The following is a 13,973-nucleotide window of genomic DNA, read 5'->3' as shown; positions in this document are numbered from 1 at the left end:
CCTCTACCTCCGTTTACCCTTTTGTCCGGTTATCCATCTCTATGTCCCGATGTTCCAGTTTAAGCCCTATTTCCGAGTGCTCCTTGAGGCGCTCATAGAGCCGGTTCGCCACCGTAACCGAACGGTGCTTTCCACCGGTACATCCTACGGCTATGACAAGCTGATTCTTTCCTTCTTTTACATAGTACGGAAACAGGAAGTCAATCATGTCATAGAGTTTATCCAAAAATACGTCTGCCGTCCCGCCGCGGCGCACAAAGTCCTGCACCGCCTTCTCATTGCCGGTATGGCTTCTTAAATTCTCATCATAATAAGGATTCGGCAGAAAACGGACGTCAAACACGAGATCCGCGTCCGACGGAATCCCATATTTAAAGCCAAAACTTAAGATCGTCACAAAGAGGCTGGAAAAGCGCTCGCGCCCCATGAAAATCCGTTCCAGTTCCGCCTTGAGCTCCCGCGTCAGAAGCGTGCTGGTGTCCAGAATATAGTCCGCCCGCTTTTTCAGGAAATCGAGTTTCAGGCGCTCTTTCGCAATACCGCGGTCCAGCCGCTCTTTTCCTGCCAGCGGATGGGAACGGCGCGTTTCCTTATATCGCTTGATCAGCACCTCATCGCTGGCATCCAGAAACAGGATCTCATACGGAAACTGGATGTTATTCCAATCATTCAGCGTTCCCTCCAGCTGTGCCAGCTCGTCGCCGCTGCGGACATCGATTCCCAACGCTGCACAGCTTACCTCCCCGCTGCTGCTCTGCACCAGCTCCGCAAATTTTCCCACCAGCGGGATCGGGAGATTGTCAACACAGTAAAATCCCATGTCCTCCAGCATTTTCAGTGCCGCCGTCTTTCCGGCTCCCGACATACCGGTTACGATCACAAGCCGCATATTGTTCCTCCCTTTTCCATACTCTATATATGATATCTTAAAAGCCCAGCATCTTTACTTCCGTCTCCAGTTTCACCCCAAACTGCTCATACACGCGTTTCTGCACCGTCCCACACAGCCCCGCGATGTCCGAAGCCGTCGCATGGTCGCGGTTGATAACGAAACCACAGTGTTTCTCCGACACCTGTGCGCCGCCCTCCTGATAGCCGCGAAGTCCGGCATCTTCGATCAATTTTCCGGCGAAATAGCCTCAGGGCGCTTAAAGGTGCTTCCGGCACTCGGATATTCCAGCGGCTGTTTTTCCCGCCGTTTGGCTGCCAGTTCATCCATCCGCACCCGGATCGCTTCCGGATCACCTTTCTCCAGACGGATCCGAGCCGATAAAACGATATATCCGCGCTCCGGGATGCAACTGTGGCGGTAACCCAGATCCAGTTCTTCCGTTTTAAGCTCTTTTACCTCGCCGTCCGGCGTCATCACGCGCACAGATTCCAGCACATCCTTTAATTCTCCGCCGTAAGCGCCCGCATTCATGACCGCCGCGCCGCCCACGGTTCCAGGAATCCCGGCTGCAAACTCAAATCCGGTCATTCCATCTTTCTGCGCCTCCCTGGCGGCACGCGAAAGCAGCACACCGGCGCCCAGCTCATAGACGCCCGGTTCTCCCTCCGGACAGACCACCTCTGTAAACTGGCTTCCCAGAAGGATCATCACGCCCGGATAGCCCGCATCACTGACAAGCAGATTGCTTCCATTTCCTAATATGTAATACGCTTTCTCTGCCTCCCGGCACGCCGCCAGCACTGCCGCCAGCTCTTTTTCGCCCTCCGGGGTCACAAAATAGCGGGCTGGTCCACCAGCCCGAAAGGTCGTATGTGCGCTCATCGGCTCCTGCTCCCGCACGGAAGCAGCGCCGATGGCATCACAAAGTTTCTGATAAAAATTAGACATATCTATTTTCCTTTATTCATTTCATAACGGCTCCATCCCTTGCAGGTCAGGATTTCCGCACTAAATCACACGAATCAGACTGCGTGAAGCGTTCCATTAATCTCTTCTTGCCAGGTTCGCCTGTACCCGCTTGTACAGTTCTTTCGCCGCATTATATCCCATCTTCTTGGTACGATAGTTGACCGCCGCCGACTCTACGATGATTGCCAGGTTACGTCCCGGACGGATCGGAATTGAATGGCATACAATCTTGTTGCCAAGAAACTCGGTATACTGATCTTCCATGCCAAGGCGGTCATACTCCTTGTCCTTATCCCACTCTTCCAGCTTGATTACCATGTCAATCGACTGTGTATCCTTTACACTCTCTACACCGAACAGCGTCTTGACATCGATAATGCCGATACCGCGAAGCTCGATGAAATGACGGGTAATATCCGGTGCCGAACCGATCAGGGTTTCATCGCTGACGCGGCGGATCTCGACCACATCATCGCTGACGAGACGGTGACCGCGCTTAATCAGTTCCAGCGCTGCCTCACTCTTGCCGATACCGCTCTCGCCCATAATCAGGACACCCTCTCCAAATACATCGACCAGTACGCCGTGAATGCTGATCATCGGCGCCATCTTGACGTTCAGCCAGCGGATGATCTCCGCCATCAGATCCGAAGTCGTCTTCTCCGATACCATGCACGGAACCCCATAATGGTTACACAGCTCCAGCACTTCCTCCTCCGGTGCCATGCCGCGGCTATATACCAGACATGGTATACCCGAAGACAGCAGTTTGTCAAACATTTCCCGGCGGCGCTGCGGAGTCAGGGTCGAGATGTACGCATTTTCCACATAACCGATGATCTGCACACGGTCCTTGTCAAAATGGTCGAAAAATCCAGTCAGCTGCAATGCCGGACGGTTCACATCCGCATGCACCAGCATAACATTGTCCGTCTCCAGCTCCGGCGTCATATTGCGAAGCCCCATCTTATCGATCAGTTCTGTTATCGTCACTCCACCCATACTTTTGTCTCCTTTTATTTTTACTATTGTCTACATCCTATCACATCTTCCCCTGCTTGTCATCACGGAAAAATATATAGACTGCCTCGGCGGCTGCCCGGTTCATCTGTGGCGCAGCTTCCAGCTCCTCCACGCTCGCCTCCCGGACTGCTTCGATTGTCTTGAACGTCCGCATCAGAGACTTACGGCGCGCTGGTCCGATGCCCTTGATATCATCCAGCACGGAGCGCACCTGCTCCTTGCCCCGGAGACTCCGGTGGTACTCGATCGCAAACCGGTGCGCCTCGTCCTGAATCCGGGTGATCAGCTGAAATCCTTCCGAATGGCGATCGATTGGAATTTCCACATTCTGATAATACAATCCCCTCGTCCGGTGGTTATCATCCTTTACCATGCCACAGACCGGGATTTCCAGCTGAAGCTCTCTTAATACCTCCAGCGCGATATTAACCTGTCCGCGTCCGCCATCCATCATCAGCAGATCTGGAAAACGCGTAAAACTTCCCATCGCCAGATCGCCGCCCTCGGCTTGCAGTTTCTTCATCTCCTCCAGACCATGGGAAAACCGCCGCCGCAGCACCTCGCGCATCGAAGCGTAGTCGTTCGGTCCCTGAACCGTCCGGATACGGAATTTGCGGTAATCATTGCGTTTCGGACGTCCATTTTCGTAGACAATCATCGAACCGACCGACTCAAAACCGCTGATATTGGAAATATCGTAGGCTTCTACCCGCTTGATTCCCGAAAGCCCGATCCACGATCCAATCTGATTCATCGCCCCGATCGTCCGGAGCTCCTCGCGCTTGATCTTCTCCTTATCCTGGGAGAGCACCATCTTCGCATTCTTCTCCGCCAGCTCGACCAGCCGCTCTTTCTCGCCCATCTTTGGCACGACAAAGCGCACCTTCTGTCCCCGGCGCGCCGTCAGAAAGCTGGCGATAACCTCCGCGTCCTCTAACTCCTCCTGCACCCAGATCTCATGCGGCACAAACGGCGTTCCCGCGTAAAACTGTTTGACGAAGCTGTTTAAGATTTCTGCCTTGCTCTCCGATCCGGTCAGATTCATATGGAAATGTTCCCGCCCAATAAGCTTGCCATCGCGCACGAAGAACACCTGCACAACCGCATCGCGCTCATCCTTCGCCATCGCGATAATATCCCGATCTTCCATGCTCTGACTCGTAATCTTCTGCTTCTGCGCCACCTTTCTGACACTGTCAAGCAGATCCCGGTACTCAATCGCCTTCTCAAACTCCATCGTCTCGGACGCCGTCCTCATCTTTTCTTCCAGATATTTCATGACCGGCTCATACTGTCCATTTAAAAACCCGACCGCCTGCTTCACCGATTTCTGATAATCTGCCTGTGAAATATACCCCTGACATGGCGCGTCGCACTGGTGAATATGGTAATAGAGGCACGGACGGTCTTTTCCCATATCCTGCGGCAGCTTCCGGCTGCACGCCCGGATCCGATATATCTTCCGAATCAGCTCGATTGTGTCTTTGACTGCCCCCGCGCTCGTAAAAGGACCAAAATACTTATTTTTATCCTTTTTCATCTGGCGTGAAAACAAGATCCGCGGGTACTCCTCCGAAGCCGTCACCTTGATGTACGGGTACGTCTTGTCATCCTTGAGCATCGTATTGTAGCGTGGGCGGTGCTCTTTGATCAGGTTGCACTCCAGCACCAGCGCTTCCAGCTCCGAATCCGTCACGATATACTCAAAACGTGCTATCTTCGAGACCATCTGCCTGATCTTCGCCGTCTTATCCCGGCTGCTCTGGAAATATTGGCGGACTCGGTTTTTCAGGCTGATCGCCTTTCCGACATAGATGATCGCGTCCTTCGCATCGTGCATAATATAAACACCCGGCTGCCCCGGCAGTTTTTTCAGTTCTTCTTCTATTTGAAACATCTCAAACCATCCTGTTTTGTAATCTGCTGCCACCACGTTTTCTTACGGCACTTTCGGTTCCAAAAGTGCCTACCCGTGAACAGTTACCCAGACTCTTCTGCCAGACAGCCGCTCACTTTCCATACCGCAGGCGCGGTGCATCGTACCTCTGCTGCATCCGGATGCACTGACGGATCGCGTCCAGCTCTTCCTCCACGCTTCCACCGACCGGATTCATATCCAGACAGAAGCAGAGACTGTCGAGATCCCGCTTGTCCACCTTGCCGCTCATTCTCTGGAGCACTTCCAGCCTGCCCTCGGTCGTTTCCTGATCCAGAAATTCTGCCACAAGCGGATGTAGCTCCGGTTCCTCCTGCGGTATGTCCCAGGAATGAGTGGCTGCGTCAGACATTTTCGAACGGCGTACACCTTCATTTACGACATGAGTCGTTCTGGTTGTCCTTATTTCCTGCTGTTTCGAATTTTCCCACGGCCCCGCCGCAATCCGCTCAAACCGGTATCTCTGCGCCGCCTCCGGATATTTTACCCGATCTACCTCTTCCATAAACATAGAAAGCGGTCTAACCCAGACGCCATATTCTCCATAGAGCGCCTGATAGACAACCATCTTTTCCCCCGTTTCCGAGTGGGTTGCCACCGCCAGAATCTGATATTCTTTATTTTTAAAATGCCGGTACCGCTCGCCCGGCTTTGGAATTTCCCGCATGAATGCTGATACCTCCTTAAAACATCTCGCTAAGTATTCACATTATATCATAAGAACGTATTCTCACCCGTCCACTCACGAACCCGCGCTATCGCGCTCCACCGCCCTGCTTCGCATGGCTGTTCGTTCGTTAATGGCGCAAGAAAAGAATATGTCTGCTTCGCAGCCGCATTCTTTTCTTCTGCGCTCATTATATCACATTTTGTATGCCCTTTTCTGTTTTTTATCAATTTACATCCAGATTTTCTTTCCTCCATCCCCATCGCCTGTACACAAAAATTTTCGCCAGAAAATATTACATTTTCGAAAACCAAATCCGTCATTTTTCCGATTTTAAATTTTTTTTATTTTCCCTCTACTCAAATAGACTTTTTTGTAGGATAATAGAATTAATTGTGATTCTTTGCGGTCTGCTGTGCTGCGTTCATTTCACACAAAGAGCATCGACATAAACAACTGCGAATGGCAGTCTGTGCCGGACATGGACTGTGACCTGGCGGCGCAATCATCCATACAAACATATGATTTTCATCCCACCAGATGGAAACCGGCATCTGCCCCCACCGCGATACCGGTATTCTGTGCGGGACGAAACTAAGAACGGAGGATTAGATGAAAATCGGTTTTGACAACAACAAATACCTGAAAATGCAGTCGGAACATATCCGTGAGCGTATCAACCAGTTCGGTGATAAGCTCTACCTCGAATTTGGCGGAAAACTGTTCGATGACTACCACGCATCCCGGGTTCTTCCGGGCTTTGCACCTGACAGCAAGCTGCGGATGCTTCTGCAGTTAGCGGATCAGGCGGAGATCGTCATCGTCATCAGTGCTGCGGATATCGAGAAAAACAAAGTACGTTCCGACCTCGGCATTACTTACGACGTAGACGTACTCCGTCTGATTCAGTCCTTTACCGACAAGGGACTCTATGTTGGAAGCGTTGTAATCACCCACTATTCCGGGCAGAACACTGCGGATGTCTTCAAACACAAGCTCGAATCCATGGGCATCAAGGTTTACCGCCACTACACCATCGACGGTTATCCGGGCAATGTTCCGCTGATCGTCAGCGATGAAGGTTATGGTAAAAATGATTACATTGAAACCAAACGTCCACTCGTTGTTGTCACCGCGCCGGGACCGGGAAGCGGAAAAATGGCAACCTGCCTTTCCCAGCTCTACCACGAGAACAAACGCGGCGTCAAGGCTGGATATGCCAAATTTGAGACCTTCCCGATCTGGAATATCCCGTTAAAGCACCCGGTCAACCTGGCATACGAGGCAGCAACCGCTGACTTAAACGATGTCAACATGATCGATCCGTTCCATCTGGAGGCTTATGGTGTGACAACGGTCAACTACAACCGTGATATTGAGATCTTCCCGGTTCTGAGCGCTATTTTTGAGGGAATCTACGGCGAGAATCCGTACAAATCCCCGACTGATATGGGCGTCAACATGGCAGGAAACTGCATCATTGACGACGAAGCCTGCTGCGAGGCATCCCGTCAGGAAATCCTGCGCCGCTACTATCAGGCATTAAACCGCGTTGTCAAAGAGGATGCCGGCAAAGAGGAAGTTTATAAGATCGAACTTCTGATGAAGCAGGCAAAACTGACCACCGATATGCGTAAGGTTGTTCCGGCTGCCCTGAAACGCGCCGAAGAAACCGGTGCTCCGGCTGCTGCCATCGAACTTCCGGACGGAATCATCGCCACTGGAAAGACAACCAACCTGCTCGGTGCTTCCGCTGCCCTGCTTCTGAATGCTGTCAAGGTACTCGGCAATATTCCGCACGATGAGCACCTGATCTCCCCGATCGCGATCGAGCCGATCCAGAAGCTGAAAGTCGAGTATCTCGGAAGCCGCAACCCGCGTCTCCACACCGATGAAGTTCTGATCGCGCTGTCCATGTGCGCCGCTACCAACAAACACGCACAGATCGCCCTGGAACAGCTTGAAAAGCTGCGTGGCTGCCAGGTTCACACTTCCGTCATGCTGTCGGAGGTTGATATCAAGACCTTCAAACGTCTCGGCATTGAACTGACCTCCGAGCCGGTATATGAGCATAACCGCCTGTACCAATAATTGAATAATCCTATATAAAAAGAATGTGCCGCGGAGCGCTTTTTTGTCATAAAACGAAGTTCCTACGGCAAAATAAATAACGGCTGTATCTCAGCAAAACAGAACTCATAGATTTTTCGTAACTGTTCAGTGCCTTCACAGTCACGCGCAGACCTACTGAACAGTTACGATTTTTCAATATATGAATTCACATTGCTGAAATACAGCCGTTCTATTTACTGTATAAATATTTCTTTTATGCTATACATCACTTTTATTTCCGGTCGAACGAGCTTCCACCGCGCATCTCATCCTCATTTGGACTCTCTGCTGCTACAGCTTCTGCCGATTTCGGTGCTTCATCCGCCAGTTTTGCTTCCAGATTCTGCTGGTTCTGTGGGTCTTCCGCGTTCGTTTCTTCCGCAGTCTTTATCGGCTGAACCTCATCGCCTGTCTTCGCAGCCTCCGGCATCTCAATCCGGCTCTCGCCTTCCTGTTTCTTTTCCTCCAGCTCCGGGATTCCCTTTACCTCATGGAAAATCTTCATGAATTCTTTACCGGTGATCGTCTCTTTCTCAATCAGGAACGCCGCAATCTTATCAAGCGCCTCGCGGTTTTCACTCAGCAGGCGTTTCGCCTCCTCATAAGAAACCTTCAAAATATGCATGACTTCCTTGTCAATCTCTGCCGCCGTCATATCACTGCAATTCAGGACAGTTCTCCCGTTCAGATACTGATTTTCCTGGCTTTCCAGACCCATCAGACCGAACTTCTTGGACATACCGTACTGGGTTACCATCGCACGCGCGATCCGGGTTGCTTTTTCAATATCATTTGACGCACCTGTCGTTACCGTATCAAAAACGATCTCCTCAGCCGCACGTCCGCCTAAAAATCCGACCAGCATCGCGCGGATTTCCTTCTCGGTATTTAAGTACTTCTCTTCCTCAGGCACCTGCATGACATAGCCAAGCGCACCCATGGTACGCGGCACAATCGTGATCTTCTGTACCGGCTCCGAGTCCTTCTGCAGGGCGCTGACCAGCGCATGACCCACCTCATGATACGAAACAATCTGGCGCTCTTCCTGGCTCAGGATGCGGTCTTTCTTCTCTTTGCCAACCAGAACCAGCTCAACTGCCTCAAATAAATCCTTCTGGGAAACGGCTTTCCTGCCATTCTTAACGGCTGTGATCGCCGCCTCGTTCATCATATTGGCAAGATCCGCACCTACAGCGCCAGATGTCGCCAGCGCGATCTCCTCGAAATCAACCGTCTCATCCAGTTTTACATCCTTGGAATGTACCTTTAAAATCTGCACACGCCCCTTTAAATCCGGCTTATCCACGATAATCCGGCGGTCAAAACGTCCCGGGCGAAGCAGCGCCGGATCCAGAATCTCCGGACGGTTCGTCGCCGCCATGACTAAAAGACCCTTGGAGGAATCAAATCCATCCATCTCCGAAAGGAGCTGGTTTAACGTCTGCTCACGTTCATCGTTGCCGCCCAGACGGGAATCACGGCTTTTACCGATCGCATCCACCTCATCGATGAAAATGATACACGGAGCCGACTGCTGCGCCTGCTTGAACAGGTCACGCACACGGGATGCGCCGACGCCGACAAACATTTCCACAAAATCTGAACCGGACAGAGAGAAAAACGGAACCTTCGCCTCTCCAGCTACTGCCTTGGCAAGAAGTGTTTTACCGGTTCCTGGCGGTCCGACTAACAACGCACCCTTCGGCAGTTTCGCACCAATCTTCGTATATTTTCCCGGGTTATGCAGGAAATCAACAATCTCCGTCAGAGACTCCTTCGCCTCATCCTCGCCTGCCACATCCTTGAATGTAACACCGGTCTCTTTCTGTACATATACTTTGGCATTGCTCTTGCCGACACCCATTATGCCGCCTCCGCCGCCCATGCGCTTCATCATCATATTGAAAATGACGAACATCGCTGCAATCGGAAGCACCCACTCAAGCAGAAGCATGATAATACTGCCTGTCGCGTCCACTTCTGCCTGTTCATAGGTCGTAACACCAGCTTCATCCAGCTTCTTCTCCAAATCTGGATCGTTAATCGGAATCGTGTAGTACTCCATTCCTACCAGATTTCCGTATTTGCCCTGGCTGCCGCCATATTTCTTCGAATCTTCCTTCGGCGTGATCTGAATCTTTCCATTGCCAATCACAACCGATTCTACCTCGTGATCCTTAAGCATCTGATTAAACTCGCTGTACGGCATCTTGTGCGTGCGGCTGCCCTGCCAGAGGTTGTGCATCATCGCCACGCAGAGAAGCGTAAACAGCATCGTCATGATCAGCACTGCATAATTCTGACCGCGGGGATTTTTTCCATTTTTATTCTGGTTTCCCTTATTATCCATACACTTTCTCCATTCTGTGTCACTGTACATCAGGAATCTGTCACATCAGGTTACTCAAAAGCCCTATAAATCTGCCGCATCTGCTTCTCATCCGGCTTCATGCCCGCTTTTCTTCCCCGTCAGCGCGCAAATTTCTGCGTACTCTTATCCATTATAGTGGCAGATTGCCTATAAATCAAGAAGTGAAAATATTAAAAACTTGTGAACTCCTTATAAAATATAGGTGTTTTCTCTGCATATATGAAATGCCATCAAAACTATCCGCTGTGTATCTCTTCCCGATACAGTTACCTCGTCACAGTTATTCGAAAAATTGCTTTTTCAAAAGTCCCTATTTACATTTGTGTGTCTGATGTATCAACAGTATAATGATACGTTTCACGAATTGCGTATGCAATTAGAAAATCAAGTAGTCCAAATTCCATAAAATGAAATTTTAGGGCAAATTACAGACATTGGCTTGGCTGTAGTATTTTTAAACAACGTGTGTTAGACTACTGTTATACAAATCGGGATTGACCGAACTCTTTGAGAAAAATAGGAGGAAGCAGCTTTTTATGTTGTACTTAAAATCAGCTAATTTGGAAGATATTGAAAAGGAATACGAATTTATTACTAATACCCCTTCCAATGAAAATGGATTTACGAATTTTGCGTCTGGATGTTCAAGAAAGGAATTTGAAATAAAAATATTACCTGGTTATATTAATGCTGAAAAGGGAATTGATCTGGCTGATGGATGGGTTCCAGAAACGGATTTTTTCTTATGGGATGATGAGAAAATAGTAGGATTATTTCGCGTGCGTCATTACCTTACTCCTGCACTTGCAAACGGAGGAGGCCATATAGGATATGGAATAAAGAAAGAATTCAGAGGCAAGGGATACGCCTCGGAAGGGTTGAGATTGACAATCGAAAAAGCCTGGCACATTATTAAAGAAGACGAAATATATATGTCTGTTCATAGGGATAATATGGCATCTTTGCGTGTGCAGATTAAAAATGGGGCCTATATTCATCACCAAGATGAAAAAGAGTTTTATACCAGAATAAAACGATAAATTCCCGTTTATTGGGAAGTCACAGAGAACGAAAAATCGGAATTTGGAGGTGATTTAAATGGAAAACAAAATTGTAGGTGCTATTTTCTGTTTCATGTCAGCAGTTTTAATTTCTGCACGATATATTTCTGCTGCGATATTTATGAGTGGAGTAGCTTCGTGGAATGCCACTTTATTTGCAGAAGGTCTTGAATATGTAGGTCCTTTTTTAGCAATAGCGGCTGGTATTGCGTTTATTATTGGAATCCTGTTTCTGGGATATGGGCTGTATCAGGATATTAAAAAGATAAAGAAGTAGAACAATTCCAGTTTGTCAATTACAGGTGACATTGAAAGAGTCAGCCCATTCAAGGTGCTGGCTCTTTCAAAAATTCCATTCTAATAAATTGCATGATAACTTAGAGTAAAAATGAATACCCATTAGCCGAAAATGAATAGAAAACGAATAAAAGTGTGGTGTTTCGTATAATTATGAGTTAGTATGCATCAGACACACTTTTGTAAAAAGGGAGTTTCAAAAAAACATTCTATCATTTTTGATCTATGATATAATGTGAACACTTGACGAGGTATTTTCGAGTCTAGTGAGAACATATACCTGACCACTTAATGAGGTGTTTCACGAATTTAGTGGTCATGGTATAATAAGCGCAGAAGAAAAGAATGCGGCTGTAAAGCAGACATATTCTTTTCTTGCGCCATTAACGAACGAACCGCCCTGCGAAGCAGGGCGGTAGAGCGCGATAGCGCGGGTTCGTGAGTATCATGTCCATGTACCAAATGAAGCCAGATCAAAGTCGAAAATTGATTTCGTATTTATTATAATTGACAACAATAATCCGCAAAAAGGAGATTCCACCATGCCATCCCACATCATCCACCCAATCCCACCTGTTTTTGACGCCGACTCCCGCATCCTAATCCTCGGTTCCTTTCCGTCGGTCAAATCCCGAGAAAGCTGTTTTTTCTACGGGCACCCGCAGAATCGTTTCTGGAAGCTCTTAGCGCGCCTGCGAAAGGAAGACGTTCCATCCTCCATCGAGGAAAAGAAGGAATTTCTGCTGCGGAACCACATCGCCGTCTGGGACACCATCCACAGCTGTTCCATCGAAGGATCCAGCGACAGTTCCATCCGCGATGTTGTTCCAAACGACCTCGCCTCTATCCTGGATCACGCTTCCATCCAGGCGATTTACACAAACGGCGGGCTGTCCGGAAAAATGTACGACCGCTTCTGCCGTAAACAGACTGGCATTGAGGCAATCAAACTGCCGTCCACCAGCCCTGCCAACGCTGCCTGGAACCTCGACCGGCTGACAGATGCCTGGAAATGTATCAACCAGATCCTGGGAAAATCCGGATCTGAAACAAAAAGCACTGTTTCCGAAGGCAATGCACACGGGGCAAAACACGCTGCATCTAAACAAATACCATCTGCACCAGAATCATATAAAATACAGTCCCTGCCGGCCAATGGCGCTTCTGTCCGATCCACTGTTCCGTAAAAATCATTACAAACAGTGCCGTCAGTGCAAAGTCCAGCCCTTTCGTATTAAATGTAATCACATTTGACACTGCTCATCTTTCTTAGTAGAATAAATACATTATAACGATCGATTTTTCGGATTCAACACAGATTTGAACTATGTAAAAAAGCTTTGAAGGAATTACCTTTACAAAAAATCTTATAAAAAAAGGAAGCAAAACCTATGAACACATATATTCCCCTACCCAATTCAAGTGTCGGCTCGCCTGTCCAGTTCTCTGAACCAGCCGCCTATTCCTACGAAAGCTGCCATTGCTGTCCGCGAAATTGTCAGATCAACCGCACCAAAAAACAGGGCTGGTGTCACAGCCCTGCCGGTATCCGGGCGGCACGCGCGGCGCTTCATCCGTGGGAGGAACCGTGTATCAGCGGTCTGCACGGAAGCGGTACCATCTTTTTTTCCGGCTGCACGCTGCGCTGCTGTTTCTGCCAGAACTACCAGATCAGCAGCGAAGGCTTTGGAAAAGATATTTCCGGAACGCGCCTGGAGGAAATTTTTCTGGAACTGCAGGCACAGGGCGCGCACAATATCAATCTGGTGACGCCGACGCAGTACCTTCCGTCGCTACTGCCCGTCTTAAAACGGGTCAAACCGCAGCTTTTCATCCCGATCGTCTACAACTGCGGTGGTTATGAGACGCTGGAGGCGGTTGATGCGCTGGCTCCCTATATCGATATCTGGCTGCCGGATTTAAAATATTACTCTTCCGAACTGTCCGCCCGCTATTCCGCCGCCCCGGACTATTTTCCGGTCGCCTCCGCAGCAGTCAAACGGATGATCAAGCACACCGGTCCGCTGGTATTGGAAGATTTCTCCGAAAATGGCCAGGCCTGCCAGCTCATGAAGCGCGGCGTGATCCTGCGGCATATGGTTCTTCCAAAACACAAAGACGATTCCATCCGCCTGCTCCACTGGATTCACGACAACCTCCCGGAGGGGCATTTTCTGGTAAGCCTTATGAGCCAGTACACCCCCTTCTACCAGAGCAGCAAATATCCGGAAATCAACCGTCGCATCACAAGCTACGAATACCAGAAAGTCGTCGATGCCGCGATTGAGCTGGGACTCACACAGGGCTTTATGCAGGAAAAAAGCAGCGCAAAAGAAGAATACACGCCGCCGTTTGAATTGCAAGGGATTTGATATTTATATAAGAAAAGATCCTTCTTGATGCCTTTCCATGAACCAGAAAAAGGGTATCGATAAATTGACATTTTATCGATACCCTTTAAACTATCTCGTCCATTGGATGATACCTCTTTCTTTGAACTTTTCCTTTATTCAATTTTGATTCCTTTTTCAACAATTTCTGAATCGTTCAATCTTATTTTTTTTTTTCCTTTTTCAACAATTTCTGAATCGTTCAATCTTATTTTTTTTTCTTTTTTTCACTTTATCTATCTCTCTTTTAAAAAA

Annotated in this window: 11 protein-coding genes and 1 pseudogene; 5 read left to right on the top strand and 7 right to left on the bottom strand. The window is 49.0% G+C overall.

What is annotated here, in order from left to right; all coding sequences use genetic code 11:
* Positions 1 to 13: 13 nt before the first annotated feature.
* The 6 genes from rapZ to DWX76_RS11325 all read right to left on the bottom strand — a co-directional run bounded on the left by rapZ (position 14) and on the right by DWX76_RS11325 (position 5,487).
* A complete protein-coding gene (gene rapZ, locus DWX76_RS11345; RefSeq protein WP_022359300.1) occupies positions 14 to 889 on the bottom strand; it encodes an RNase adapter RapZ in 876 nt (291 codons plus the stop codon).
* A 37-nt stretch (positions 890 to 926) separates the two neighbouring features.
* A complete protein-coding gene (locus DWX76_RS15180) occupies positions 927 to 1,121 on the bottom strand; it encodes a hypothetical protein (protein WP_412694062.1) in 195 nt (64 codons plus the stop codon).
* Entirely contained in the window at positions 1,118 to 1,840 is a 723-nt protein-coding gene (murB, locus tag DWX76_RS11340) for a UDP-N-acetylmuramate dehydrogenase (protein ID WP_412694061.1), read from the bottom strand. Before murB ends, DWX76_RS15180 begins: the two co-directional genes overlap by 4 nt.
* Before the next feature lie 96 nt (positions 1,841 to 1,936).
* Positions 1,937 to 2,863, bottom strand: coding sequence for an HPr(Ser) kinase/phosphatase (gene hprK / locus DWX76_RS11335; RefSeq protein WP_022359298.1), 927 nt, complete (start codon positions 2,861 to 2,863; stop codon positions 1,937 to 1,939).
* A 40-nt stretch (positions 2,864 to 2,903) separates the two neighbouring features.
* Positions 2,904 to 4,781: an excinuclease ABC subunit UvrC gene (gene uvrC, locus DWX76_RS11330; protein ID WP_118570706.1), complete on the bottom strand. Its 1,878-nt coding sequence runs from the start codon at positions 4,779 to 4,781 to the stop codon at positions 2,904 to 2,906.
* Between the two features lie 112 nt (positions 4,782 to 4,893).
* A complete protein-coding gene (locus tag DWX76_RS11325; protein ID WP_022359296.1) occupies positions 4,894 to 5,487 on the bottom strand; it encodes a DUF1653 domain-containing protein in 594 nt (197 codons plus the stop codon).
* Between the two features lie 612 nt (positions 5,488 to 6,099).
* Between DWX76_RS11325 and DWX76_RS11315 the strand changes: the two genes are divergently transcribed.
* On the top strand, positions 6,100 to 7,578 hold the full coding sequence (locus tag DWX76_RS11315; protein ID WP_118570704.1) for a DUF1846 domain-containing protein: 1,479 nt from the start codon (positions 6,100 to 6,102) through the stop codon (positions 7,576 to 7,578).
* Positions 7,579 to 7,831: 253 nt separating this feature from the next.
* Here the strand turns inward: DWX76_RS11315 and ftsH are convergent, their stop codons facing one another.
* Positions 7,832 to 9,949, bottom strand: coding sequence for an ATP-dependent zinc metalloprotease FtsH (ftsH, locus tag DWX76_RS11310; protein WP_118570703.1), 2,118 nt, complete (start codon positions 9,947 to 9,949; stop codon positions 7,832 to 7,834).
* A 557-nt stretch (positions 9,950 to 10,506) separates the two neighbouring features.
* Here ftsH and DWX76_RS11305 point away from each other — a divergent pair.
* From DWX76_RS11305 to DWX76_RS11285, 4 genes and pseudogenes are all read left to right on the top strand, one after another.
* The gene (locus tag DWX76_RS11305; protein WP_107001054.1) at positions 10,507 to 11,010 is read left to right on the top strand and encodes a GNAT family N-acetyltransferase; all 504 of its coding nucleotides are present in this window, start codon (positions 10,507 to 10,509) and stop codon (positions 11,008 to 11,010) included.
* A gap of 58 nt (positions 11,011 to 11,068) precedes the next feature.
* Complete coding sequence (locus DWX76_RS11300) at positions 11,069 to 11,308, top strand: hypothetical protein (RefSeq protein WP_118570702.1); 240 nt, start codon at positions 11,069 to 11,071, stop codon at positions 11,306 to 11,308.
* A 562-nt stretch (positions 11,309 to 11,870) separates the two neighbouring features.
* Positions 11,871 to 12,338 (top strand): annotated as a pseudogene (locus DWX76_RS11295) (DNA-deoxyinosine glycosylase); the annotation flags it as partial.
* Positions 12,339 to 12,719: 381 nt separating this feature from the next.
* The gene (locus tag DWX76_RS11285; RefSeq protein ID WP_118570700.1) at positions 12,720 to 13,700 is read left to right on the top strand and encodes a radical SAM protein; all 981 of its coding nucleotides are present in this window, start codon (positions 12,720 to 12,722) and stop codon (positions 13,698 to 13,700) included.
* Positions 13,701 to 13,973 lie beyond the last annotated feature (273 nt).

Origin of the sequence: Clostridium sp. AF21-20LB (genome assembly GCF_003478795.1) — a bacterium.
Classification (GTDB): Bacteria; Bacillota; Clostridia; order Lachnospirales; family Lachnospiraceae; genus Otoolea; species Otoolea fessa.
The sequence above is the reverse complement of the archived record's forward strand: the minus strand, read 5'-3'. Positions and strand labels throughout refer to the sequence as shown.

Excerpts from the sequence above, each read along its gene's own strand:
- uvrC (WP_118570706.1), bottom strand. The coding sequence starts at position 4,781 with ATGTTTCAAATAGAAGAAGAACTGAAAAAACTGCCGGGGCAGCCGGGT.
- DWX76_RS11325 (WP_022359296.1), bottom strand. The coding sequence starts at position 5,487 with ATGCGGGAAATTCCAAAGCCGGGCGAGCGGTACCGGCATTTTAAAAAT.
- DWX76_RS11300 (WP_118570702.1), top strand. The coding sequence starts at position 11,069 with ATGGAAAACAAAATTGTAGGTGCTATTTTCTGTTTCATGTCAGCAGTT.
- rapZ (WP_022359300.1), bottom strand. The coding sequence starts at position 889 with ATGCGGCTTGTGATCGTAACCGGTATGTCGGGAGCCGGAAAGACGGCG.
- DWX76_RS11305 (WP_107001054.1), top strand. The coding sequence starts at position 10,507 with ATGTTGTACTTAAAATCAGCTAATTTGGAAGATATTGAAAAGGAATAC.
- DWX76_RS11285 (WP_118570700.1), top strand. The coding sequence starts at position 12,720 with ATGAACACATATATTCCCCTACCCAATTCAAGTGTCGGCTCGCCTGTC.
- hprK (WP_022359298.1), bottom strand. The coding sequence starts at position 2,863 with ATGGGTGGAGTGACGATAACAGAACTGATCGATAAGATGGGGCTTCGC.
- DWX76_RS11315 (WP_118570704.1), top strand. The coding sequence starts at position 6,100 with ATGAAAATCGGTTTTGACAACAACAAATACCTGAAAATGCAGTCGGAA.
- ftsH (WP_118570703.1), bottom strand. The coding sequence starts at position 9,949 with ATGGATAATAAGGGAAACCAGAATAAAAATGGAAAAAATCCCCGCGGT.
- murB (WP_412694061.1), bottom strand. The coding sequence starts at position 1,840 with ATGTCTAATTTTTATCAGAAACTTTGTGATGCCATCGGCGCTGCTTCC.